This is a genomic window from Streptomyces sp. NPDC002044 (assembly GCF_040296725.1).
Taxonomy (GTDB): Bacteria; Actinomycetota; Actinomycetes; order Streptomycetales; family Streptomycetaceae; genus Streptomyces; species Streptomyces antarcticus.
In genome coordinates this window covers 1-24325 of sequence record NZ_JBEOXU010000039.1, presented here as the reverse complement: position 1 = coordinate 24325, position 24325 = coordinate 1, and the positions used below count along the sequence as shown (strand labels likewise).

General features: G+C 73.1%; 17 protein-coding genes and 1 pseudogene. 13 read left to right on the top strand and 5 right to left on the bottom strand.

The window, feature by feature from the left end; genetic code table 11:
* Nucleotides 1–376 precede the first annotated feature (376 nt).
* The 3 genes from ABT106_RS13100 to ABT106_RS13090 form a co-directional block, all read right to left on the bottom strand.
* Complete coding sequence (locus ABT106_RS13100; protein WP_351276033.1) at nucleotides 377–1018, bottom strand: arylsulfatase; 642 nt, start codon at nucleotides 1016–1018, stop codon at nucleotides 377–379.
* 111 nt (nucleotides 1019–1129) lie between these two features.
* Nucleotides 1130–1549, bottom strand: a complete 420-nt coding sequence (panD, locus tag ABT106_RS13095) for an aspartate 1-decarboxylase (protein ID WP_351276031.1) — start codon at nucleotides 1547–1549, stop codon at nucleotides 1130–1132.
* A gap of 159 nt (nucleotides 1550–1708) precedes the next feature.
* Nucleotides 1709–2935 (bottom strand): PP2C family protein-serine/threonine phosphatase, encoded by a 1227-nt coding sequence (locus tag ABT106_RS13090; protein ID WP_351276030.1) that lies wholly within the window; start codon nucleotides 2933–2935, stop codon nucleotides 1709–1711.
* 132 nt (nucleotides 2936–3067) lie between these two features.
* On the opposite strand from ABT106_RS13090, the gene ABT106_RS13085 reads away from it, so the two are divergent.
* From ABT106_RS13085 to ABT106_RS13065, 5 genes are all read left to right on the top strand, one after another.
* On the top strand, nucleotides 3068–5872 hold the full coding sequence (locus ABT106_RS13085; protein WP_351276029.1) for a SpoIIE family protein phosphatase: 2805 nt from the start codon (nucleotides 3068–3070) through the stop codon (nucleotides 5870–5872).
* A 258-nt stretch (nucleotides 5873–6130) separates the two neighbouring features.
* Nucleotides 6131–7135: an ABC transporter substrate-binding protein gene (locus tag ABT106_RS13080; RefSeq protein WP_502979341.1), complete on the top strand. Its 1005-nt coding sequence runs from the start codon at nucleotides 6131–6133 to the stop codon at nucleotides 7133–7135.
* Between the two features lie 331 nt (nucleotides 7136–7466).
* The gene (locus tag ABT106_RS13075; RefSeq protein ID WP_351276026.1) at nucleotides 7467–8168 is read left to right on the top strand and encodes a DUF4142 domain-containing protein; all 702 of its coding nucleotides are present in this window, start codon (nucleotides 7467–7469) and stop codon (nucleotides 8166–8168) included.
* Between the two features lie 9 nt (nucleotides 8169–8177).
* Entirely contained in the window at nucleotides 8178–9539 is a 1362-nt protein-coding gene (locus ABT106_RS13070; protein ID WP_351276024.1) for a DUF1996 domain-containing protein, read from the top strand.
* A 163-nt stretch (nucleotides 9540–9702) separates the two neighbouring features.
* Nucleotides 9703–10521 carry an RNA polymerase sigma factor gene (locus tag ABT106_RS13065; protein WP_351276022.1) on the top strand — a complete coding sequence of 273 codons (819 nt, stop codon included), beginning with the start codon at nucleotides 9703–9705 and terminating at the stop codon, nucleotides 10519–10521.
* A gap of 150 nt (nucleotides 10522–10671) precedes the next feature.
* Here ABT106_RS13065 and ABT106_RS13060 read toward each other — a convergent pair whose 3' ends face one another.
* Nucleotides 10672–11589 (bottom strand): PucR family transcriptional regulator, encoded by a 918-nt coding sequence (locus ABT106_RS13060; RefSeq protein ID WP_351276020.1) that lies wholly within the window; start codon nucleotides 11587–11589, stop codon nucleotides 10672–10674.
* A gap of 1119 nt (nucleotides 11590–12708) precedes the next feature.
* Here ABT106_RS13060 and ABT106_RS13055 point away from each other — a divergent pair.
* From ABT106_RS13055 to ABT106_RS13045, 3 genes are all read left to right on the top strand, one after another.
* Nucleotides 12709–13551, top strand: coding sequence for a hypothetical protein (locus ABT106_RS13055; RefSeq protein ID WP_351276018.1), 843 nt, complete (start codon nucleotides 12709–12711; stop codon nucleotides 13549–13551).
* Between the two features lie 29 nt (nucleotides 13552–13580).
* Nucleotides 13581–14996 carry an NADH-ubiquinone oxidoreductase-F iron-sulfur binding region domain-containing protein gene (locus tag ABT106_RS13050; protein WP_351276016.1) on the top strand — a complete coding sequence of 472 codons (1416 nt, stop codon included), beginning with the start codon at nucleotides 13581–13583 and terminating at the stop codon, nucleotides 14994–14996.
* Between the two features lie 97 nt (nucleotides 14997–15093).
* Nucleotides 15094–16203: an SCO0930 family lipoprotein gene (locus ABT106_RS13045; RefSeq protein ID WP_351276015.1), complete on the top strand. Its 1110-nt coding sequence runs from the start codon at nucleotides 15094–15096 to the stop codon at nucleotides 16201–16203.
* Between the two features lie 141 nt (nucleotides 16204–16344).
* Here ABT106_RS13045 and ABT106_RS13040 read toward each other — a convergent pair.
* Nucleotides 16345–16836: pseudogene (locus tag ABT106_RS13040) on the bottom strand (aminotransferase class V-fold PLP-dependent enzyme); the annotation flags it as partial.
* Between the two features lie 470 nt (nucleotides 16837–17306).
* On the opposite strand from ABT106_RS13040, the gene ABT106_RS13035 reads away from it, so the two are divergent.
* The 5 genes from ABT106_RS13035 to ABT106_RS13015 all read left to right on the top strand — a co-directional run.
* On the top strand, nucleotides 17307–18776 hold the full coding sequence (locus ABT106_RS13035) for a multicopper oxidase family protein (protein WP_351276013.1): 1470 nt from the start codon (nucleotides 17307–17309) through the stop codon (nucleotides 18774–18776).
* A 567-nt stretch (nucleotides 18777–19343) separates the two neighbouring features.
* Nucleotides 19344–21692, top strand: a complete 2349-nt coding sequence (locus ABT106_RS13030) for a condensation domain-containing protein (protein ID WP_351276011.1) — start codon at nucleotides 19344–19346, stop codon at nucleotides 21690–21692.
* Between the two features lie 74 nt (nucleotides 21693–21766).
* Nucleotides 21767–22990, top strand: coding sequence for a methionine adenosyltransferase (gene metK / locus ABT106_RS13025; protein WP_351276009.1), 1224 nt, complete (start codon nucleotides 21767–21769; stop codon nucleotides 22988–22990).
* A 92-nt stretch (nucleotides 22991–23082) separates the two neighbouring features.
* The gene (locus ABT106_RS13020) at nucleotides 23083–24063 is read left to right on the top strand and encodes a carbohydrate kinase family protein (RefSeq protein ID WP_351276007.1); all 981 of its coding nucleotides are present in this window, start codon (nucleotides 23083–23085) and stop codon (nucleotides 24061–24063) included.
* A partial coding sequence (locus ABT106_RS13015; RefSeq protein ID WP_351276005.1) for a homocysteine S-methyltransferase family protein occupies nucleotides 24060–24325 on the top strand: 266 nt, incomplete at its 3' end. The genes ABT106_RS13020 and ABT106_RS13015, both read left to right, overlap by 4 nt.

Here is a 24325-nt window from a genome sequence, read left to right as displayed (position 1 = left end):
GGCGCGTGCGCGGGCCCGCGGGGGTCCGCGCACCGGCGGACGCGCACCGGCGGACGCGCGCAGGCGCCTGGCTCAGCCCAGGGGTCCGGGCTGCGGGACCGGCGCGGGCCCCGGCGGCGCCGGGATCGGGTCCGGCTCGGGCACGGGGCCGGGTACCGGCGGCGCGGGGCGCGGGACGGGCGCGGGATCCGGGAAGGGGCTGGGTCCAGGGGCGGGATCGGGGCCGGGGCCGGGAACGGGCGGCTGGGTCTGCTCTACGTTTCGCACCATGTGTCCCACCTTCCCCCGAACGCGGCGCGTACGCCCTCCGGCCCCCGGCGTCGACCGCGCCCCCGGTGGCTTCGGGGGGCGCCCGCGTTCGGGGACGGGCGGCGCCTCAGGCGAGCAGGGCCAGCCCGGCCGCGAGTCCCGGAGCCGGGCTGGAGAGCACCGGGACGCGGGTCGCGGCGAGGTCCTCGGCGCCGGCCAGGGAGACCTGGGCCAGCACGATCACGTCCGCGCCGGTCACCTCGCCGGCGGCCGCGGCCACCATCGCGCGGCAGCCGTCCGGGTCGCCCGAGGCGAAGCGGGTCCACGCTCCGGCGACGAGGTGCGTACGGATCGCCGCCGGGCGGCAGCCGGCCCGGGCGGCCTCCTCGGCCAGCAGGGCCGCGGTCGGGGCGAGCGTCGACCGGAGGGACGCGAGCACGGTGATCCGCGCTCCCGCGCGGACCGCCGCGGCCGCCATCGGACGGTCCACCCGCAGCACCGGAGCGCCGAGCGCCGGTGCCAGCGACTCGGCGGTCGCCCCGATCGTCGAGCAGGTGACCAGCACGGGCCCCGGTCCGGCGGCGGCGAGCAGCGCCGCCAGCTCCGCCGCGACCGCGTCCGGGCCCTCGGCACGGGCCCGGTCCAGCAGCTCGGGAACCACCAGGTGCCGCAGGACGGCACCCGGATGGTTCCGGTCGCGCAGCGCGTCGAACACCGGGACGTGCGCGGTCGAGGTGTGCAGCAGGACCAGGCCGGCGGCGCCGCTCACCTCGGGGCGGTGCCGGCCGGCGGCACCCCGGCCGCGGAGCCGAGCGGCAGTCCCGCGTGCCACCCGCCCGCGCGGTCGGTCGGCGTCGTCTCCGGCACGGTGCCCGCCCCCTCAGCCGGCCACGGCGTGCGGGCTGCGCTCCTGGTCCGTGCCCGGCACCGGGGCGGACGGGTCCGCGCCCAGTTCGACGATCCGGTTGCCGCCGTCGACGTGCACGACGCGGGGCTTCAACTCCCGTGCCTGCGCGTCCTCGACCTGCGCGTAGCTGATGAGGATGACGAGGTCCCCGGGGTGCACGAGATGCGCGGCGGCGCCGTTGATCCCGACGACCCCGGACCCGCGCTCGCCTTCGATGACGTAGGTCTCCAGCCGTGCGCCGTTGGTGATGTCCACGATGTGGACCAGCTCACCGGGCAGCAGATCCGCCGCGTCCAGCAGATCGGCGTCGATGGTCACGGAGCCGACGTAGTGCAGGTCGGCCTGGGTGACGGTGGCCCGATGGATCTTGGACTTGAACATGGTACGAAGCATGACGAAACTCCCGAAAGGTCAGCTCCCTGCCCACTCTTCGCAGGTCAAGGGCGGTCCCCGCAGATTACAACCATTCGCCTGTCCGGTCAGCTTTCCCCGGTCTTTCACGCACCGGTACGGCCGGTGCCCAGGGGCCGCTCCGCACTGTGCGGACCCGGTCTACCGCGGACCCCGGGCCGGGCCTCCGGTCGACCCGTGCCCCTCGGCTTCGCGCCGGTCGAGGAGGACCACCGCCACGTCGTCCGCCAGGCGGCTCTGCGTGTGGCGGAGCAATGCCTCGCGCAGGCCGTCCAGGAACGCCCGCCGGGTGTGATCGCGCATGGTCACCATGGCCTCGGGCAGGTCGAAGAAGGTGTTGTCCCGGTCGCGGGCCTCGATGACACCGTCGGTGCACAACAGCAGCCGGTCCCCCGGTGCGAACGGATAGCGGTCCGTGCGTCCGGGAGGGCCGTTGATGAATTCCTCGAGACCGAGCGGCGGCAGGGGGGCGGTGGGCATCAAGGACCGGACCGCGCCGTTGCGCAGAAGCAGCGGCGGCGGATGGCCCCGGTTGATCACCTCGACGTGAGGGCCGTCGGGAATCTGAGCCACGAGCGCGGTGACGAAACCCTCGAGGAGGGCGTCGTTACCGTCGTCCACGCCCACGCCCACGCCCACGCCCACGCCCATGCCCACCCCCACGCCCGCGCCCGCGCCCGCGACGGCGGCGTCCCGCCGCAGGGCCGCTCCGCAGTGGTTGATCACCTCCACCAGGTCGTCCTCGTAGTGCGCGGCCTCCCGGAACGCGCCCAGCACGACCGCGGCGGCCCGTACGGCGGGCAGTCCCTTGCCCCGGACATCCCCGACGATCATCCGGATCCCGTACCGGGTCTGGACCACGTCGTACAGATCGCCGCCGATCTGCGCGCCCGTCTCGGCCGCCAGGTACATGCTGGCCGCCCGTACGGAGCCCAGCCGGTCCGGCACCGGCCGCAGCAGGACCTCCTGGGCGGCCTTGGCGATCCGGCGGACCTGGTTGAGCTCGTTCTCCTGGCGCGTGCGCGCGGCGCGGCTCGTCATGAAGCTCGCCGCCGAGACCAGGAACAGGGCGAGGAAGTTCGTGTAGACCTGCTGACCACCCCAGGCGTGGTTGTGGGTGGCGGTGGTCACGCTCACGGCGACGGCCACCCCCGTCGCCGCGAGCGTGCCCTGGGGGCCCATCGTCACCGCCGCCAGAGCGGGTGTCGCAACCAGCAGGGGGCCGGTGTACACGACGTGCGCCGGCGTGAGCTCGACGAGGAGCACCAGCAGGGCGATCACGAAGGGCACGCACTCCGCCAGTGCGAAAAGGACCTGGTGGTGGCCGCCGGCTCCCGGTCCGGGGGGCGAGCGCACAGGCGCTCTCATGAGTACAGACTGCCTCGCCCCGCCGCATGGCCGCCACCGCAGTGCACCGATCCCCGCGGGTGCCCGGATCGCTGCTGCCGGTCACCCGTCGCTCCCCGCTGCCGATGACCCGTAGAGGTTGGAAAATGAAGTATGAGCGACCTCCTTGGACAGGTCCGGCGTTGGCTGCTCGACTCGACCACGAGCTCTTCCTCTCGCCTCGGGAAGAAGGCGCCTCCCCCCGGGAAGAAGGCGTCACGGCGGCCGCAGCGCCTGTCCTCCCTGCTGAGCGTGCGCAGCGTGGCCGGTGAGGTGTTCCTCCTGCAGCTGGCCGTCGTGGTGCTTCTCGTCACCGCCGCGGTGGTGGCGCTCGTGGTGCAGGCCCGGAGCGCCGCCATGTCGGACGCCCGGAACCGTACGCTCGCCGCCGCCGGAACGTTCGCGGAATCTCCGGGCATCGTCGCGGCCCTGCGCAGCCCCCGCCCGAGCGCGGTGCTGCAGCCGAGCGCCGAGGCGGCCCGGAAGATCGCCGGGGTCGATGGCATCAACGTGTACTCACTCGACGGAGTCACCCTCACCCACAGCGACCCTCGCCAGATCGGGAAGCGCGTCGTCGGCCCCTTCTCCAAGGCGGCGGCCGGCAGGTCCTTCACCGAGACGTTCGAAGGGTCCCTGGGCAAGTCCGTGGTCTCGGTGGTCCCGGTCAAGGACTCCGACGGCCGCGTCATCGCCGTCGTCTCCTCCCCGGTCACGGTCCAGAACGTCCAGAGCATGGTGAACCGGCAGCTGCCGGTCGTCGCCGGCAGCGCCGCCGCGGTGCTCGCCCTGTCCGCCGGCGGCACCGCTCTGGTGAGCCGACGGCTGCTGCGCCGGACCCACGGCCTGGGACCGGCCGAGATGACGAGGATGTACGAGCACCACGACGCGGTGCTGCACGCCGTGCGAGAGGGCGTATTGATCGTCGGCGGCGGCGGGCGGTTGCTGCTGGCCAACGACGAGGCGCGGCGGTTGCTGGATCTGCCGGTGGACGCGGAGGGGCGCCCCGTCACGGACCTGGGTCTGGAGGAGGGGATCGCCGGTCCGATCGCGTCGGGCCGTTCCGCGACCGACGAGCTGCACATGGCAGCCGACCGGCTGCTGGCGGTGAACATCCGGCCCACCGCCCCCTACGGGAAGGCCGGGACCGTCGTCACCCTGCGGGACACCACCGAGCTGCGGGCCCTCTCCGGCAGGGCCGAGGTGGCCCGCGAGCGGCTGAAGCTGCTCTACGACGCGGGGGTGCAGGTCGGAACGACACTGAACGTGGAGCGCACCGCGGAGGAACTGGCGGAGGTGGCGGTCCCGCGGTTCGCCGACGTGGTCACGGTCGACCTGCTGGACCGGGTGCTGCGCGGCGAGGAGCCGCCCGAAGCGGTCACCGAGATGCGCCGCACCGCCGTCGCCGGCCTCCAGGGCGACCATCCGCTCTCCCCCGTCGGCGAGCTGATCCGGTTCGCTCCCACCGGTCCGATGGCCATCGGGCTGGCGGGCGGCCGCGCGGTCCTGGAGGCGGACCTGCGCGCCACCCACCGCTGGCGGGCCCAGAACCAGGGCAACGCCCTGCAGATCCTGGACCGCGGCATCCACTCCCTGATCGTCGTTCCCCTGCGGGCCCGCGGCGTGGTGCTGGGGATGGCGGGCTACTGGCGGGAGCGGGACTCCCCGCCCTTCGACGACGAGGACGTGTCCTTCGCGGAGGAGCTGACCGCCCGGGCGGCTCTGTCCATCGACAACGCCCGCCGCTACACCCACGAGCACAACATGGCCGTCACCCTGCAGCGCAGCCTGCTGCCCCGGGGTGTACCGGAGCAGTCCGCCGTCGAGGTCGCGCACCGCTACCTGCCCGCCCGGGCCGGGGTGGGCGGTGACTGGTTCGATGTCATCGCGCTGCCCGGCGCCCGCGTGGCCCTGGTGGTCGGCGACGTCGTCGGCCACGGCCTCCACGCCGCCGCCACCATGGGCCGCCTGCGCACCGCCGTGTACAACTTCTCCACCCTCGACCTGCCCCCGGACGAACTCCTGAGCCACCTGGACGAGCTGGTCACCCACATCGACACCGACGAGCAGGAGTGGCAGGGGATCACCGGAGCCACCTGCCTGTGCGCCATCTACGATCCCGTCTCCGGGCAGGTGACGGCCGCCACCGCCGGGCATCCCGGTCCCGCTCTGGTCCGCCCCGACGGAACCGTGTCCTTCCCCGAGGTGCCGGTCTCCCCGCCGCTGGGCCTGGGCGCGGGTCTGCCGATGGAGACCGTGACGGTCACCGTGCCCGAAGGCTCCCGGCTGGCGCTCTTCACCGACGGGCTCATCGAAAGCCGCGACCGCGATCCGGACGCGGGCCTGGCAGCGCTGCGCGCCGCCCTGGCCGGGCCCGCCCGCACCCCGGAGGAAACGTGCACCGCGGTGATCGACACGATGCTGGACGCCAGACCCGGCGACGACGTCGCGCTGCTGGTGGCCCGCACCCGCCTGCTGGACCCCTCGCGGATCGCCGAGTGGGAGGTGCGACCCGAGCCCGCGGCGGTGTCCCCGGTGCGCAACGCGTGCGCCCGCCGGCTGGCGGACTGGGGCCTGGAGGACATCGCCTTCACCACGGAACTCATCCTCAGCGAACTGATCACCAATGCCATCCGCTACGGCACCGAGCCCATCCGGGTGAGGCTGCTGCACGACCGCAGCCTGATCTGCGAGGTCTCCGACGGCTCCAGCACCTCCCCGCACCTGCGCCGGGCCGAGGCCACCGACGAGGGGGGCCGCGGCCTGTTTCTCGTCGCGCAGTTCGCCGAGCGCTGGGGCACCCGCTACACCGCCCGCGGGAAGATCATCTGGAGCGAGCAGGTCCTCCACGACGGGGCCGCGCCGCCCGCGGCGGACCTCGGGGAGGCCCTCCTGGCCGGGTGGGCCGACGAGGGGTTCTAACGTACGCACCGGTACGGCAGCCGCAGGAAGACAGCGAACACCACGGTCCGGGACTGCGCGGGCGAGGCGGCCGAACGTACGCTTGCCTCGATCAGTACGCGACGTTATGGAGCCTTTGTGCCCACACCCCGTCTCCGGACAGCCTCTGTCGCCGCCTGCCTGGCCCTCGCGGCGGCGCCCCTCGCTGCCTGCGGAGACGAGCCCACCGCCGCGCCCAGAGCACCCGCGGTGGCCACCTCGGCCGCGGACGCCGGCGGCATGGCAGCACTGACCACCGCGGCGAAGAAGGAGGGCTCGCTCAACACGATCGCGCTCCCGAGGGACTGGGCCAACTACGGCGCACTGATCGACGGCTTCGAGAAGAAGTACGGGATCAAGGTCACGGTGGAGAACCCGGAAGGCACCAGCCAGGACGAGATCAACGCCCTCAAGGAACACAGAAGCGACGGCCGCGCCCCCGACGTGGTCGACGTAGGGGAATCGTTCGCGCAGTCCGCGGCCCGGCAGGGCCTGCTCGCTCCGTACGAGGTCGCCGCGTTCGACCGGATCCCCGGGGAACAGAAGGACCCGAAGGCCCGCTGGTACAACAACTACGGCGGCTACATCTCGATCGGCTGCGACGCCAGGCGCGTCAAGACCTGCCCCGCGACCTTCGCCGATCTGCGCAAGCCCGAGTACAAGGGCCAGGTCGCGCTCAACGGCGACCCCACCAAATCCGGCTCCGCCTTCGCCGGAGTCTATGCGGCGGCCCTGGCGAACGGAGGTTCCTTCGACGACATCCAGCCCGGCATCGACTTCTTCGCCGAGCTCAGCAGGAACGGCAACTACATCCCGGTCCCCTCCTCACCGGCCACGATCGCGAAGGGCCGGACCCCGATCAGCATCGACTGGGACTTCCTCAACCTCGGATACGCCGACGAATTCCGCGAGAAGGGCGCGGACGTCGACTGGCGGACCGCCATCCCCTTCGACGGCAGCTTCGCCGAGTACTACGCGAACGGGGTGAACAAGGACGCCCCGCACCCCGCGGCGGCACGTCTGTGGCAGGAGTACCTCTTCAGCCCGGAAGGCCAGAACCTCCGGCTCGGCGCCTATGCGCGCCCCGTCCTCATGGATGCCATGGAGAAGGACGGCACCCTCGACAAGGCCGCAGCCGAGAAGCTGCCGACGGTCGAGGGCACGCCGACGTTTCCGACGGAGGCGCAGACGGCGAAGGCCAGAGAGGCCGTCAACCGCGGCTGGGCCGAGGCCGTCTCGGGCTGAGGGCCGAGAACGCCGTGTCCCGGTCCTCCGCCGTGACCTTCGAGCAGTGGGGAGGCGGGGCGCGTCGATCTGCGGGCCTGAGCGGTGGTTCGGTTCCGGTGGGGGACGCGGCAATGTACCAGCCTTCCGAGTGATCGCCCGGATGTTTATCCAATGGTGATGGTCCGACGGTGACGGCACCACATGTGGCACTAGCGTCCCGTGGCACCCCGGGAATGCGGGCGTGCACCGCACGGCACGTGCGGAACCTCCAGCCCCCGCACCCCTCCCGGCCCTTGAGCAAGGAGGCACAGTGCTGTCATTCCGGCGGCGTTCCGCCAGCGGCTTGTCGGTGGCCACGAGATACACGATCGGAAGCGGTGTCGTCATCGCCGCCCTCGCCGTCACGCTGATCGCGTTGCTGATCCCCGTGGACAGCTTCGGCGGCCGCGCCTCTGCCGCGGCGGCGGGACCGGCCGGCGACGACGACGGCGCAGGGATCATGAGTACGGCGTACGGGCCGCTGACCCCGGCGGACCGCGACTTCATACGGAAGGTGCGCCTGGCCGGACTGTGGGAACTGCCCGCGGGCAAGCAGGCCCAGCAGCGCGGCACCCGGCCCTCCATCCGAACGGCGGGGGACCACCTGGTCGACGGCCACACGGAGCTCGACCGTCAGGTCATCCAGGTCGGCCAGGCCCTCGGCGTCGCCCTGCCCGACCAGCCGACCGCACAGCAGCAGGACTGGCTCGCGCAGATGACGCGGGCGGCTCAAGGGGAGCCGTACGAGCGGGTGTTCGTCCAGCTGCTGCGGCGGGCGCACGGCAAGGTCTTCGCGCTCGTGGCCGCCATCCGGGCCCAGACCCGCAACTCCATGGTCCGCGCCCTCGCCACGTCCGCCAACGCCACCGTCCTGGACCACATCTCGGTGCTGGAGGAGAGCGGGCTGGTCGACTTCGACACGCTGTCCGACCAGCCCGCTCCCCCCTCCCCCAAGCCCGTCGCCCTCCTGGGCGCTCCCGCCCTCCCCTCCTCTGTCCGATCGACGAAGTGAAGTGATCACATGAGCCAAAAAGGCCACAAACGTCCCCGGATCTCGAACAAGCTCCTCGCCGTGGTCTCCGCTCTGGTGCTGGGCGGTGGCGGAGTCGCCGTCGTCGCCGGCAACGCCTCCGCCGGCCAGGACGACAACCGCGGGGGCAAGTCCGTCGCCACCATCGACTGCCCCGACGTGGGCGACAAGCTCACCGCCGTCCCCGAGCAGGCCAAGGCGCAGGTGGGCGAGAACCTCGCCGAGCTCGACGCCCAGGTGGCCGATGCCTACAAGCGGCTCGCCTCCGGTCAGGCCAAGGGGGACGCCCTCCTCGGAGAGCTGCGCGACCAGCGCGGCAAGACCATCGAGAAGGTGGCCGGGGCGATCGGCGACAACGGCGCGCAGAAGCCCGAGGAACTGAAGGCGCTGAGCGGCTGCGAGATGAAGCAGGCCCCGGCGGACGCCAACCAGGCGGCCGACGCGAGCGCCGCCAAGAGCCTCGGCCAGAAGGGTGGCCCGGCCAAGAGCGACTTCGTCAACATCAACAAGGTACGGCCGAACGTGCGCACCCCCGCGGCCCAGTCCGGCGCCTCCAGAGGCTCCTTCAGTTCCAGCTGCGGACGCAACGAGGAGAAGCACTTCAACCCGGACAACGTGATCGTCGCCCCCGGCGTCTCCAACGGCGCGCACCACATGCACGACTACGTGGGCAACAAGACCACCGACGCGTTCTCCACCAACAACAGCCTCGCCGCCTCCGGCACCACCTGCACCAACGGAGACCAGTCCACCTACTACTGGCCGGTCCTGCGGCTGCGCGACGGAAAGGCAGAGCGGGACGCCCAGGCTCCCGGCGGCGGCCAGGACGGCAACGTCGGCACGATCCTGCAGCCGAAGCAGGTGACGATGACCTTCAAGGGTAGTCCGGTCGGTCAGGTCAAGACCATGCCCCGGTTCCTGCGCATCATCACGGGTGACGCCAAGGCGTTCACCAACGGCACCGCCAACGCCAACGCCTCGTGGAGCTGCACCGGCTTCGAGAACCGCCAGCTGAAGGACAAGTACCCGATCTGCCCCAAGGGCAGCGACGTCGTCCGCACCTTCACCTTCCAGAGCTGCTGGGACGGCAAGAACGCCGACAGCGCCAACCACCGGACCCACGTGGCCTTCCCGGACAAGGCCGGACGCTGCCCGAACGGATTCACCGCCATCCCGCAGCTGGTGCAGCGGATCACGTACGGCGTCGCACCGGGTGCCCGCTTCGCGGTCGACAGCTTCCCCGAGCAGCTGCACAAGCCGGTCACCGACCACGGCGACTTCATCAACGTGATGTCGAACGGCCTGATGAACAAGGCGGTGAACTGCATCAACGGCGGTCGCGTCTGCCGCTGACACCCCGCACCGCGCACCGCGCGGTCCCTGCTCCCGGGCCGGGCGCCCCCTCCTCCCCCCACGATCGCGCCCGGTCCGGGAAAGGTGCCGGTCCGGAGCCGACTTCGGGCCGGCACCGCCCCGCGGCACCCGGTCCGGCCGGGTCCGACCTCCGAGGAGTGGCATGTCAGGCTCTGGTGACTCCGCGGCCGGCCCGCGGTCCCCGGGCGGGGCCGCGCCCCCGCCCTCCGACGCGGAACTGACCCTGCTGCTGCGCCGCGGGTACGGCGCGGGCGAAGCGGACCCGGCGGTCTGCGCCCTGCTGTACCGGCGCCACCGGCGGGCCGCCCTGGCGTACGCGCGCACGTGCTGCCGGTCTCCGCAGGACGCGGAAGACCTGGTGTCGGAAGCCTTCCTGCGGACCTTCCAGGCCGTTCGCGCCGGGGCGGGACCGCGGGGGCCCTGGCGCTCGTACCTGCTGTCCGTCGTCCGCCACACCGCCATCCAGTGGCGGGACGGCGCCGGACGGACGCTGCTGACCTCCGACTTCGACACCTGGCGCCAGCCGGGCCCGGTGGGCGGGGACCCGCAGCAGCAGTGGGTGGCGGGTGAGGACCGCAGGCTCGTCGCCCGCTCCTTCGCCGGGCTGCCGGAGCGGTGGCGGCTCGTGCTGTGGCACACGCTCGTCGAGGAGGGCTCCCCCCACAAGGTCGCCGCGCTGCTGGGCATCACCCCCAGCGCGGTGACCTCGTTGGCGTTCCGGGCCCGGGAGGGGCTGCGCGAGGCGTACCTGCGCGCCCACGTGGAGGCGGCGGCGGACGGCCGCTGCCGCCCCTACGCCGGCCTGCTCGGCCCGGCCGTCCGCCGGGGCGGTGCGCACCTGTCCCGCGCACTCGCCCGCCATCTGGCGCAGTGCGGGAACTGCGCCCGGGCGTACACCGAACTCCTGGACCTCAACTCGACGATGCGCGGTGCGGTGTCCGCACCCTGCGCCGCACGGTAGGCAACGCCGTCCGGCGCCGCACGGCGTTCGCCCGGACCGAAGCCGTCCCCGCTCCCGCTTCCCCCCTGTACGAAGGGCCCCGGCCCGGCCCCGCTGAGACGGGTCCGGGCCGGGGCCCTTCCTTCGTACGGGGGCCGCGGCGCCCGCGGGTCACAGGCCGTTGACGCGGGCCATCCTCCCGACGGCCAGGGCCGGGAAGTCGGCGGTGACCACACGGGCCGCCCGGCGGCCCACCCGCGAGTGCTGGCGCCGCACCTGGGCCATGAGCCGGCGGCTGCGCAGGGCCATCTCCAGCTCGAAGCGGGTGCGCGGGTCCCGCAGGCCGGTACCGAAGAGCTTCTCCAGCTGGCGCATGCGGTAGCGCACGGTCTGGGGGTGCACACTGAGCGCCTTCGCCGCCTCGGGGGCTCCGCCGCCCTCCAGCCAGGCGAGCAGTGTCACCTCCAGCCGCTCGCTCTGGCGCGGGGTCAGGTCCGCGAGCGGCCGCAGCCAGCGGGCGGCGAGGGCGTGGGCCAGGGGCTCGTCCTGGAGGAGGAGCAGGGTGGAGAGGTGGTCGTCGACGAAGACGGCCCGGGCGTCCAGGCCCCCGCGGTTGGGGGTCAGCGCGAGCAGGCGCACGGCCCAGCGCAGCGAGGACGCCGTGTCGCGGAGCGGTACCGCGTGGCCGACGGCGGCGAACCGGCCGCGCAGGGGGAGTTCCAGGGGGGCTCTGGCGTCGGTCTCGGCGCTTGGGACGAGCAGGCAGGGGCGGCCCGCGAACATGCCGGCGAGCGAGTCGTCCAGTACGGCCGCCAGCTGCTGGGCGTCGCCGGGAGCGGCGAGCGCCACGGCGCGCACGGCGGGCGGGAGGGGCCAGCCGGCCGCCTCGGCGAGCTCGCCGATGGAGCTCTCGGACCCCTGCCGGTCATCGGTCAGGGCGTTGAACAGTTCTTGGCGCGCTCCGTCGGACGCGGCGGCCGGCTCCGGCCGGTACCCGCGCGGGTCTCCGCGCGTCTCTCCGCGCGTCTCTCCGCGTTCCTCTTCACGCGTGTCTGCGCAGGTGTCCGCGCGTGTGTCTCCGCGCGTCACTTCACGCGTGTCCGCGCGCGTCACTGAGCGTCCGCCCCCGTGCCCGCCGCCCGGTCCGTCCTCTCGGCTGTGTTCGCGGGAGGGTTCTCGGGCAGGTTCGCGGGTATGGGCACGGGTGTGTTCCAGGACGGTCTGCCGGTCGTCGTGCCGATTCTTGTCCTCGTCCCTCTCCTCGCCCTTCTCCCTGTCCTTCACTTCCGCCATCCGCGGCCGCACTTGCGACGGCACCTTGGACAGGCGCGGCACCGCGGGCCGGGCCGGCGCGTGGGCCGGGGAGGAGGGCTGGGCATGTGCCCGGGTCTGCCCGTCGCGATAGCCGAGGGCGTTCAGCAGTGCCTCTTCCACGCACTGTCTGAGCAGTTCGTCGTCGAGGGCATCGTTGTCATAGACAAGAGTGGAAAGTCCCGGAATTCCATGCAGAAGCTCCTCCACTATCTCGGCGGCCAGCGTGGGGAGTTCCCTGCGCAGTACGCGGGTCCACTCGCCTCTTGGGCGGGACCAGATGCGGTTCAGAAGTTCGCACATCGTTTTCCTCGTTCGTGCCGGGGTGAGGCTTGCCCGGAGTGCGGCAAGCCCGCCGAGGTTGACTCCTTGTCAACAGTGGCGTCTGACATAGAGACTTGAGGCCCTCGTACTCCCTCCTAGAGGGGTCCGGCCATCTGCGGTCCCGCGACTTTGCCGTGTCTTTACCGACGAGTACGCGTAGATGGCGGGCGGTGCGGGGGCCTGTCGCAACCTCCGCTGGAGGGGAATCTTCCGGTGTTGTTCGATGCGCCGGAGACGCGGTGCGAGAAATTATCACGTTTCGATAAATCCTGTGGAGCCGCCTGACCGCTCCACGATGCTTCTGCACTCCGGCCCCTAGCTCCCTCGGCCGGCGCAGGAGTTCACAGCGCTGCCGGGCACTACCGACCACGACCCCCGGGTGCCGAGCGCCGGTGGAGTGCTCGGATCCCAGGCGCACAGGAGATCTGGATGCCCCTGTCCCAGCCCCACATGCCACGCTCGCACAGAGCCCGTTCCCGGAGCCGCCACGCCGCGGCGACAGCTCCGGCCGCGGGCCGGCGTGCCGTTCGGCGACCCTCCCTCTTGCCCGCTTCCGGACGGTTGCGGCCCGGTGTGGTCGCCGCCGTCGGCGCGGCCGTCGTCACCCTCGTCGTCGCGACCCGCGCGGGCGCGCTGACCCAGCTGTGGGACTTCCTCGACTTCGGAGCGGGCGTCCTCTCGCTCGTCTCGCTCACCTCCACCGTCCTGTGGGGGCTGGTGGCGACCGACCGGGTCCTGCTCGGTTCGGGCCACCGGCTGATCGCCCAGGGCGTGCACCGCGGCCTGGCCGTGGCGGGGCTGGGTTTCCTGGCCCTGCACATCTGGGTCAAGGTCGCGGAGTCGCAGACCACCGCCACGGCGGCGGCGCTGCCCTTCACCGACGTGGACCAGCCGGTGCTCATCGGCCTCGGCACCCTGGCCGGCTACCTCTTCGTGTCGGTGGCCGTGTCCGGCGCCCTGCGCAGCGTGTTCGCCACGAAGACCCGCTCGCTGTGGTGGCGGGTCCTGCACTTCGGGGCCTACCCCGCCTGGGGCGCCTCCCTGGTCCACGGGCTGAAGGCGGGCCGTTCCGCGAGCGGTTGGGTGACGGCTGCCTACGCCCTGGCCCTGATCGGCGTCGCCACGCTCGTCGCCCTGCGCGTCAAGTCCCGCATGGACGGTACGGGTGCCAGGCCGCCGGCGCAGCCGGGCATCGCCCCCACCCGGATGAGGCAGGTCTCCTTCGCCCGGCCCCGTCCGGAACGCGGCGCCGACGGGCCGCCCCCGCAGCCCGCCCCGCCGCCGCCCCGGCCCGAGAACCCGCCGTACGTCGCCGCGAACCCGCCGTACGCCGCCACCGTCTACATCCCGAACCAGGCTTCCGCGGCGCAGGACGTTCCGGCCGAGCGCCTCGCCACCCGCGAGCGGTGGCTGTGAGCGGCGGTCCGCGCCCCAGCCTCGGCTGCGTGGGCGCCCCCCGGCTGCTGGCCGGACTCGACCAGGTTCCGCGACTCGACCGGGTCGCGCACCTGACGACGCACGGCTCGCTCCCCCTCTACCGCCCGGACGAACTCGTCGAACTCGCCGACAACATCGACCTCCGGGGGCGCGGCGGGGCCGCCTTCCCCTTCCACCGCAAACTGCGCGCCGTGATGCGCTCGGCCCGGGGCCGTGACGGCCGGACCGCGGTCGTCGTCAACGGGAGCGAGGGCGAGCCGAGCTGTCTCAAGGACAAGGCCCTGCTGCTGCACGCCCCGCACCTGGTGATCGACGGCGCCCTGCTGGCGGCCGCGGCGCTCGACGCCGAGGACGTCGTGATCGCCGTCACCCGCGACGATGTGGAGCAGTCGGTACGGGAGGCCATCGCGGAACGCGGCCCGTCCGGCCGCCGGGTGCGCGTGGGACGGCTTCCCGAACGCTTCGTCACGGGCGAGGGCACCGCGATGATCAGCGGACTGAACGGCGGCCCGACCCTTCCCTCCGGGCAGAAGGTACGGACCAGCGAGAGGGGACTGGGCGGAGTGCCCACCCTGCTGTCGAACACCGAGACCTTCGCCCAACTGGCCCTCGCCGCACGGCTGGGCGCGCTGGACTTCCGTACGGTCGGGCTCCCCTCGGAGCCGGGCACCATCATGCTGACCGTCGCGGGGGCCACCGTCGTCGAAGTGCCGGCGGGGACCTCGATGGCGTACGTCCTGGAGCTGTGCGGCACCGGTCCCGGGCAGGGCGTGCTCGTCGGCGGCTACCACGGCAAGTGGCTGGACCCCGGGTCCGCCCGCTCGGCGGAGATCTCCCGGGAGTCCCTGGAGTCCCTCGGGGCGAGACTGGGCGCGGGAGCGGTGCTCCCGCTGCCCGAGGACACCTGCCCGATGGGCGAGGTGGCGCGGGTCACCCGCTGGATGGCGAACGAGACCGCCGGCCAGTGCGGCCCCTGCGTACGCGGACTGCCCGCGCTGGCGGACGTACTGGACGAGGCCCTGCGGGGCGGCGGCAGGACGGCGCTGGAGATGCTGGAGGCGCGGATGGCCGGCGTCATGAAGCGCGGTGCGTGCAGTCATCCGGACGGCACGTCGCGCTTCGTCGCCTCGGCCCTGTCCGCGTTCCCCGACGAGTTCCGGGACCACGCGCTCGGCAGCGGGTGCGGGAGGCGGGTCCTGGGGGCGCTGCCGCTGCCCGAGGACGAGAGCCCCGAACGGCTCGTCGTGGACTGGACGCTGTGCAAGGGGCACGGGCTGTGCGTGGACATCCTTCCCGACGTGGTGCGGCTCGACGCGGACGGCTATCCCGCCGAGGCGTCCATGGCCGTACCGGGCCGGCTGCGGACGAAGGCGCTGCGCGCCGTGCGGCGCTGCCCGGCGCTGGCCCTGCGCATCCTGGAATGAGGCCGTGAACGGCCGCGGACGGCTTGCGCGTTCAATGTTGGCGCGATCTGACAAATTCCGTGGGATATGAACGCCCGCCGACGCGGGCCCCGTATCAATGAGCGAAGGCACACGAACACGGAACCGAATTGAAGGAGAGATCGTGAACACAAGGCGTCGTGGAGTAATCGCCGGATCGGCGGTAGCGGTACTGCTGCTGACCGCAGGGTGCGGAGCCGCCGACACGTCCTCCGGAAATGCGAGTGCAGTACAGCCGGCGGGCTCCGGTAAACAGCTCGGCTCGGCCTACGATTCGAACGGCGGCTACGGGGCCGAAATGGAAGCGGGTGCCGGGGCGGGTGCCGGGTACGGCAGCGTCACCCCCGACGCCGCGGGCGCGGCCGCCAAGGCCGGGCCGGCCGGGGAGCTCAAGGTGCGGGACGTCCCGGGGCTCGGCTCCGCGGTCACCGACGGTGAGGGCTGGACGCTCTACCGCTTCGACAAGGACACGCCGAAGCCCCCCAAGTCGAACTGCGAGGGCGACTGCGCGAAGGTCTGGCCCGCGGTGGCGGCGGACGACGCGAAGGCCGGGGCGGGCATAGACGCAGGTCTGCTCGGCTCGGTCGCCCGGGCCGACGGCTCCCGGCAGCTGACGCTCGCGGGGTGGCCCGTGTACCGCTACGCGAAGGACACCAAGCCCGGGGACACGCTCGGTGAGGGCGTCGGCGGCACCTGGCACGTCCTGGGAGCCGACGGGAAGCCGGCCGCGGCGGGCGGGAAGGGCGAGGGCCAGGGATCGGGCACCGGCGCGGCGCCGGCCCCCGCCCCGGCACCGGAGGCGTCCGAGGAGAAGCAGAAGGAAGCGGCGATCGAGCTTTCCGCCCGCACGAATGCCGTATTGGGCACCATCGTCGCCGACGCGCAGGGGCGGACGCTCTACCGGTTCGACAAGGACAGCGCGTGGCCGATGAAAATCGGCTGCGTCGGGGCCTGCCTCGACACCTGGAAGCCCGCCAAGCCCGTCGACAAGACGAAGGTGAAGGGAATCGCCGCCGAAATGATCGGGACGGTGAAAAGGCCCGACGGAAGCGAGCAGCTGACCATCGACTGCTGGCCCGTCTATTCCTTCACCGGTGACAAGGAAGCGGGTGACATCACCGGTCACAACAAGCAGGGCCTCTGGTTCGCCGTGACCGAGAAGGGCAAGAAGGCCAAGGCCGTGAGCTAGGCGTCCCCGCTCCGATCCCGAAGCCTCCCCCGAGCGGTCCGGGCCTGTTGGACGACAGCACCCAGGCCGTCCCTCGCGGGCCGGGCCCGCCCCGACCAGACCCCCGGCACCCGCCCGGCCCAGGATCGCGTAGAACCCCCCGTACGCCGCGTCGACGTGCACCCGCGCCCCGTACCGGCGCGCCAGCGCCAGCACCTCGTGCACCGGGTCCACCGCCCCCAGCCCCGTCGTGCCCGTCGTCACCACCACCGTGCCGATCCGCCCGCCCCGCAGCGCACCCTCCAGCGCCCCCAGATCGATCCGGCCGCGGGCGTCCGCCGCGATCCGGTGGCCCTCCATGCCCAGCACGTGGCACATCCGCTCGTGCGTGTAATGGCACTCGGAGCTGTAGGCGACCCCGCGGTCCGGGTGCAGCTGCCGGGCCACGTACAGGGCCTCCAGGTTCGCCATCGTGCCGCTCGTCGTCAGATGCCCGACGTGCGACGCGAGACCGAACATGCCGGCCAGCTCCGCGACCGCCTCCCGCTCCATCTCCGTGGTCGCGGGCCCGCCCTCGGCGGCATGGTTGTTCGGGTTGAACAGCATCGCGGTGAGATAGCCGGTCACCGCCGCCGGATGCGGCGGCTTGACCATCTGTCCGGCGTAACGCGGGTGGAAGAACGGATAGTTGTGGTCCATCCGTTTCGCGAGACGGTCGAAGGCCTCGGTGAACGCCTCCGGCCGCACCCGGTGCGCCTCATGGGACTCGTACGGGCCGAACTGCCCGCCCCACCGCTCCGCCACCCCCAGCGCGCGCGGCAGCCAGTCGCGTAAGTCGTGCAGGTCGTGCAGGTCCACGGGAGCCTCCCCAGCACCGCCCGTGGGCGGCGCGCGTCGCGCGTACGCGGTCATACGTACGCACGAGGAGCGTTGCCCAGCCCCCGCAAGGCCCGCGCAACGCCGGGCCCGCGCACACCATCCCGCCTCGAGCGCTGCGCAAGCCGCGTCTGGTGCACTCGCGGCCCGACACCCGCGTGGAGCCGTCCACCGCCGGCCGCCCGCGGCGCCGGCCCGCCCCGGGCGCCCGCGCGCACCCATCCCACCCCTTCCCAGGAGGACACCCCATGGTCACCAGACGCAGCCTGCTCAGCGGCGCCATCGCCGCGACCGGCGCGGGTCTGCTCACCACCGGCGGGCTGACGCCGCTGCTCAGCACCCGCTCCGCGCAGGCCACCGCACCCGCCCCCGCCCGGACGAAGCCGGTCACCGTCCCGCCGCCCTTCACCGTACGGATGCCCCTCACCCCCGTCCTCGCGCCGGTATCCACCCTGGGCGGCCAGGACACGTACGCCGTCACCATCAAGGAAGTGACCCGGGAGATCCTCCCCGGAGCACAGACCAAGGTCCTCACCTACGACGGCCACTTCCCCGGACCGGTCCTGCGCGCCCGCAGCGGCCGCAAGGTCGTCATCCGCCACCGCAACACCCTCACCATGCCCGTCTCGGTCCACCTGCACGGCGGCAACGTCTCACCGGAGAACGACGGCGGCCCGATGGACACCTTCGCGCCCAACACCTCGCGGACCTACACCTACCCCAACCAGCAGGCCGGAGCCGGCCTCTGGTTTCACGACCACGCCCACCACATGGAGTCCGAACACGTCTTCCGCGGCCTGTCCGCGACCTACCTCCTCTCCGACGACACCGACCGGTCCCTGCCGCTGCCGGCCGGCCAGTACGAGATCCCCATCGCCCTGCGCGACGCCCGCTTCGACGAGAGCGGACAGCTCGTCTACGTCATGGACGACGTCTTCGGCCGCACCACCGTCCTCGCCAACGGCCGACCGAGCCCCTACGTCGAGGTCGCCGCCCGCAAGTACCGCTTCCGCCTCCTGAACTCCTCCAACATGCGCTTCTTCCAGCTCCGCCTCGCCGACGGCGGCCCCCTCACCCAGATCGGCACCGACGGCGGACTGCTGGAGCGCCCCTTCACCACCGACACCATCGGCCTGTCCCCGGCCGAACGCGCCGACGTCATCATCGACTTCTCCCGCTACCCGGTCGGCACGAAGATCGTCCTGGAGAACACCCTGGGCCCCGGAACCCCCGACCAGGTCGGCAAGGTCCTGCGCTTCGACGTCGTACGCACCGCACCCGACCCCAGCCGGATACCGGGCCACCTGCGCACCCTGCCCGCCCTGCGCCCGGCCACCGTCCAGCGCAACATCGTCCTGAGCATGGACGAGGACGGCCGCCAGGAGCCGCGGGGGTTCATGGACGGCCAGGTGTGGGACTACCAGCGCATCGACCAGACCGTCGCGCACGGCAGCTCGGAGATCTGGACCGTCACCAACACCAACAAGCTCGCCCCGCACAACTTCCACATGCACCTCGTCCAGTTCCGCGTCCTGGAACGCAACGGCGCCCCCGCGGGACCGGCCGAATCCGGGCCGAAGGACACCGTGCGCCTCTTCCCCGGCGAGAGCGTCAAACTGCACGCCACCTTCGACACCTACCGCGGCACCTACGTCTACCACTGCCATCTGCTGGACCACTCGGCGATGGGCATGATGGCGAACTTCCGCATCCGCTGACCGCACCCGTGCCCGCACCCGTGCCCGCGCCCGCACCCGTGCCCGCGCGTGCGGCCGCGACGGCGGCCCGGCCGGGGGACAGGCGGGCGCGCCGGCGGGGGCGGGGGAGGGGCCCGCCCCCGCTCGACGCGCGCTCAAGGACGAGCCGAGGAACGAACGGAAGGATTCTCGACAACAGACCATGTCCGGCCGTGTCCCCCACGAGTCCCCGCATGAGTCCGAGCACCAGCGCACAGCCCTTTTGCTCCGCACCACGACCCCAGGAGGCAGGCCAGGCCCACGCCCCTCCCCGCCCGCCCCGAACCCCGCGCGCCGCCCCGGCGTTGGACCAGTCCTCAAGCGGGCTTCCGGCCGTCCTCGGCCACCGGAAGCGATCATCGGGGACACCGGGGCGCACGCGCGGCGGCAGCCGTCCCCGACGGCACCCGAGACCACCACCGCACACCCACGAGCCCCAGCCCACAAGCCCACAAGCCCACGAGCCCACACCGCGCACCGCGCGAACCCCAGCCCACAAGAAGCCCACAGCCCGAGACCCGGACACCGAAAGGGAAGAGGAGGGAAGCGATGGCCGCCACCGTGGCCATGACCGTGGTCGTCACCCCCGGCCCCCCGCCCTCCCTCGACCTCCACGGCACCCTCACCCCCGCCGCACTCAGGGCCGCCCTCGCCACCCTCCCGCCGTGCACGGCGACCCTGCACCGGCACACCCCGTACCACCACACCCTCACCCTGCCCCCGCCGCCGTTCCCCGCGGGGCACCTGTCCGACCTGCTGACCGGCGCCCCCGCCGGACACCCCCGGCCGCGCACCACGGAACACCACCAGCCGCCCGCCCGCCGCCCCGCAGGCCCCGGACCGCACCCCGCACTGCCCGCCACCCCCCTGCAACGCCACACACTGCTGGACGCGATGACCCGCCCCGGCACCGGACTGCACGTGGAACAGCTCCACTGGCGCTGGCACGGACCGCTGGACACCCGGCGGTTCACCGCCGCCTGGCAGACCCTCTACGACAGCGAAGCGGTCCTGCGGACCGCGCTGGCCCGGCCCCCCGCACCCGGAACCGGACCCCTGGTCGCCGTCCACCCCCACGCCGTGCCCCCACTGGAACGCCACACGCGCGGCAGCGCCGACTGGCACGCCCTGCTGCTCAGCGAGCGCACCCGCGAGTTCGACCTGTACCGGCCCGGCACGGCCCTGCGGATCGCCCTGCTGGAAGAACCGGACCGGGCACACCGCGTCCTGCTGACGTACCATCAGGCACTCCTCGACGGCTGGAGCGCCCGCCTCCTCCAGCGCGCCCTGTACCGCGCCTACCTCGCCGACGGCCGGCCGGCCGGCAGCATACGGCGGCCCGACATCCGCGACCACCTGCGGTGGACCGCCGGACAGGATCCGCAACCCGCCCGGGACCACTGGTCCCGCACCCGGATCCCCGCGGCCGCGGCCCGCCTCCCGCTCCGCCCGCCCACCGGACCCGCCCGCCGCGGACACGGACGCACCCGCCGCCGGCTCACCCCCTACGAGGCGCTGCGCCTGCGGAACTGGGCCGCCGACCGCGGCGCGACGGAGAGCACCGCCCTGCACGCGGTCTGGGCCCTCCAGCTCCACCACGCCGCCCCGGCCCCCGGCACCGTCGCCTTCGCGGCCGCGGTCTCGGGCCGCGGCATCCCCCTCCCGGGCGCCGACCGCCTCCCCGGCCCGCTGCGCGGCGCCGTCCCCCTCCACGTCCGGATCGACCCGGCCGCCCCGCTGACCCGGCTCCTGGCCGACCTGACGAGCCAGGCCCTGAACGCCTCGTCCTACGAATGGATCACCCCGGCCCAGTCAGCCCACTGGTCCCAACTCCCCACCCCCCACACCACCCCGCCCCCCACCACAGCCCCACACCCCACCCCGGACCACACCCGCACCCCGGGCACCACCCCGAACCACGCTCCCGACCCCGCCCCGGGCCCCACTCCGGGCTCCGCCCCCGCGCTGGTCCCGGGTTCGGCCGGGGGCTCCGGCCTCGGCCGTGTCCCGGCGCCGGTGCCCGGCCCCGCCGGGGCCACCGGCCCGGTCCTGGGCCCCGGAGGCCAAGGACCCGGCCCCGCCGCGGGCCCGGCCGGAGCCTCCCCCCAGAGCCCCGCCGCAGGCGGCCCGGCAGACGGTACCGCCGTCCCCGACTCCCTCATCGCCTTCGAACCTCACGCCCCCGCCCGGCCCGACGGCGACCCCGTCCACGCCGAGCTCGCCGCCGAAGGCGTACGCGTCGGGCCCGCCGAGGTCCTCGCCGCGCACACCGCGCTGCCGTTCGCCGTCACCGCGCAGCACGACGCCGACGGCGGACTCGTCCTCACCGCCGTCCACGACCGGGCCCGCGTCACCGACGCCGACGCCGCCGAGACCCTCGCCCAGACCGCCCGCATGCTGCGCGAACTGCCCTCCGCGGCACGGGAACCCGTCACCGTCGCCGACGCCCTGGCCCTCCTCGCCGGCACCTCCGCCGTACCCCGCGCCACCCAGCCCGCGGCCCGTACGCTGCGCCTCCTGCGCGCGGCGGCCCGCGCCGGGGCCGGCACGATCTGCCTGCTCCCGCCACCCGAGGCACCCCCCGGCTGCTACGACGCGCTCGCCGCGGCCTACCCGGGCCCGCAGGCGCTGGCCACCCTGCGGCCCCCCGCCGACGCGCGGACCGTGCTGGCCGCGCTCCGGCCCGCCCTGGCCCGCGGCGAACCGCTGCTGCTCGGCGGGTTCACCGGCGCCGGCACCCTGGCCTGCGAGGTCGCCGAACGCATCGCCTCGCACGGCTGGCACCCGCCCCTCGTCGTGATCGGTGCCGCCACCCCCGCCACCGCCGGCGGACCCGATCCGGTCCGGGCCCTGGCCCTGACCCTGGAGACGGCCGCGGCCGCAACCGCCCGGCCCTGACCGACACCCGCCGACCCGACCACCCCGCCGACCCGCCCGCCCCGACGATCCGTCCACCAACCACCAGGAGTGCCATGTCCCGCCGCCTGTTCACCTCGGAGTCCGTGACCGAGGGCCACCCCGACAAGATCGCCGACCAGATCAGCGACACGATCCTCGACGCGCTCCTCACCGAGGACCCGGCCTCCCGGGTGGCCGTGGAGACCCTCATCACCACCGGCCTCGTCCACATAGCCGGCGAGGTCACCACCAAGGCATACGCACCCATCGCCCAGCTCGTCCGCGCCAAGATCCTCGAGATCGGCTACGACTCCTCCACCAAGGGCTTCGACGGCGCCTCCTGCGGCGTGTCGGTATCCATCGGCGCACAGTCCCCGGACATCGCGCAGGGCGTCGACACCGCCTACGAGAAGCGCGTCGAAGGCGCCGACACCGCCGAGGACAACGACGCCCTCGACCAGCAGGGCGCCGGCGACCAGGGCCTGATGTTCGGCTACGCCTGCGACGAGACCCCCGAACTCATGCCGCTGCCCATCCACCTCGCGCACCGGCTCGCCCGCCGCCTCTCCGAGGTCCGCAAGGACGGCACCGTCCCCTACCTGCGCCCCGACGGCAAGACCCAGGTCACCATCGAGTACGACGGCGACCGGGCCGTCCGCCTGGACACCGTCGTCGTCTCCACGCAGCACGCCGCCGACATCGACCTGGACGCGCTGCTGACCCCGGACATCCGGGAGATCGTCGTCGAGCACACGCTGCGCCGCCTCGCGGAGGACGGCATCAAGCTGGAGACCGAGGGCTACCGCCTGCTGGTGAACCCGACCGGCCGCTTCGAGATCGGCGGCCCGATGGGCGACGCCGGCCTCACCGGCCGCAAGATCATCATCGACACCTACGGCGGCATGGCCCGCCACGGCGGCGGCGCCTTCTCCGGCAAGGACCCCTCCAAGGTCGACCGCTCCGCCGCCTACGCGATGCGCTGGGTCGCGAAGAACGTCGTCGCCGCCGGCCTCGCCACCCGCTGCGAGGTCCAGGTCGCGTACGCCATCGGCAAGGCCGAACCGGTCGGCCTGTTCGTCGAGACCTTCGGCACCCACACCGTGCCCACCGAGCGCATCGAGCGGGCCATCACCGAGGTCTTCGACCTCCGCCCCGCCGCGATCATCCGCGACCTCGACCTGCTCCGCCCGATCTACGCCCAGACCGCCGCCTACGGCCACTTCGGCCGCGAACTCCCCGACTTCACCTGGGAGCGCACCGACCGCGCCGAACGCCTCAGGACCGCCGCCAGCGCCTGACACCGCCCCGCCCCGGGGCCCCGGCCCCGCTGCCCCACGCTGCCCCGCTCCACTCCGCCCCGCCGACATCAGTCCAGCTCACAGGAGTCCACGTGCGTATCGCGGTGACCGGATCCATCGCCACAGATCACCTCATGGCCTTCCCGGGCCGGTTCGTCGACCAGCTGCTCCCCGACCAGCTGGAACACGTCTCGCTGTCCTTCCTCGTCGACACCCTCGAGGTGCGGCGGGGCGGAGTCGCGGCCAATATCGCCTACGGTCTCGGCGGCCTGCGCCTGGAGCCCGTCCTCGCGGGCGCCGTGGGACCCGACTTCGCCGAATACGAGGTCTGGCTCAAGGAACACGGCGTCAACACCGACGCGGTGCACGTCTCCACCGAGCACCAGACCGCCCGCTTCATGTGCATGACCGACCGGGACACCAACCAGATCGCCTCCTTCTACGCGGGCGCGATGGCCGAGTCCGCCCGCATCGACCTGCGCGCCCTGCACGCCCGCACCCCCCTCGACCTGGTCCTCGTCTCGCCCAACGACCCGGGCGCGATGGTCCGCCACACCGAACAGGCCCGGGAACTGGGCATCCCCTTCGCCGCCGACCCCTCGCAGCAGCTCGCCCGCCTCACCGGCGAGGAGGTACGCAACCTGGTCACCGGCGCCCGCTGGCTCTTCACCAACGAGTACGAGTCCGCGCTGCTCCTGGAACGCACCGGATGGAGCCGCACCGAAGTCCTGGGCCGCGTCGGCACCTGGATCACCACCCTGGGCGCACAGGGCGTCCGCATCGACACCCAGGGCGAGCCGTCCCTGACCGTCGACGCCGTCCCCGACGCCCGTGTCGAGGACCCCACCGGCGTCGGCGACGCCTTCCGCTCCGGATTCCTGGCCGCCGTCAGCTGGGGACTGCCGCTGGAGACCGCCGCCCAGCTCGGCTGCGCCATATCGGCCCTGGCCCTGGCGGCCGTCGGCTCCCAGGCGTACGAGATCGAGCCCGGCCGGCTCCTGGACACCGTCCGCACGGTGTACGGGGAGCGGCCGGCCTCCCTGCTGGAACCGAAGCTGGGACAGCGGGCATGACCTCGAACGCGCAGACCCGGGCGGACGCCCTCCGTGAGGCGCTGGCCACCCGTGTGGTGGTCGCGGATGGTGCGATGGGGACGATGCTTCAGGAGCAGGATCCGTCGTTGGAGGACTTCCAGCAGTTGGAGGGCTGCAACGAGGTGCTGAACGTGACGCGTCCGGATATCGTGCGCACGGTCCACGAGGCGTATTTCTCGGTGGGTGTGGACTGTGTGGAGACGAATACGTTCGGTGCGAACTATGCGGCGCTGGCGGAGTA

What these genes read in the sequence shown, in the direction of transcription:
- ABT106_RS13080 (WP_502979341.1), top strand. Translation starts at nt 6,131, where the DNA reads ATGGCAGCACTGACCACCGCGGCGAAGAAGGAGGGCTCGCTCAACACG.
- ABT106_RS13090 (WP_351276030.1), bottom strand. Translation starts at nt 2,935, where the DNA reads ATGAGAGCGCCTGTGCGCTCGCCCCCCGGACCGGGAGCCGGCGGCCAC.
- ABT106_RS13085 (WP_351276029.1), top strand. Translation starts at nt 3,068, where the DNA reads ATGAGCGACCTCCTTGGACAGGTCCGGCGTTGGCTGCTCGACTCGACC.
- ABT106_RS13030 (WP_351276011.1), top strand. Translation starts at nt 19,344, where the DNA reads ATGGCCGCCACCGTGGCCATGACCGTGGTCGTCACCCCCGGCCCCCCG.
- ABT106_RS13065 (WP_351276022.1), top strand. Translation starts at nt 9,703, where the DNA reads ATGTCAGGCTCTGGTGACTCCGCGGCCGGCCCGCGGTCCCCGGGCGGG.
- ABT106_RS13045 (WP_351276015.1), top strand. Translation starts at nt 15,094, where the DNA reads ATGAGCGAAGGCACACGAACACGGAACCGAATTGAAGGAGAGATCGTG.
- ABT106_RS13035 (WP_351276013.1), top strand. Translation starts at nt 17,307, where the DNA reads ATGGTCACCAGACGCAGCCTGCTCAGCGGCGCCATCGCCGCGACCGGC.
- metK (WP_351276009.1), top strand. Translation starts at nt 21,767, where the DNA reads ATGTCCCGCCGCCTGTTCACCTCGGAGTCCGTGACCGAGGGCCACCCC.
- panD (WP_351276031.1), bottom strand. Translation starts at nt 1,549, where the DNA reads ATGCTTCGTACCATGTTCAAGTCCAAGATCCATCGGGCCACCGTCACC.
- ABT106_RS13070 (WP_351276024.1), top strand. Translation starts at nt 8,178, where the DNA reads ATGAGCCAAAAAGGCCACAAACGTCCCCGGATCTCGAACAAGCTCCTC.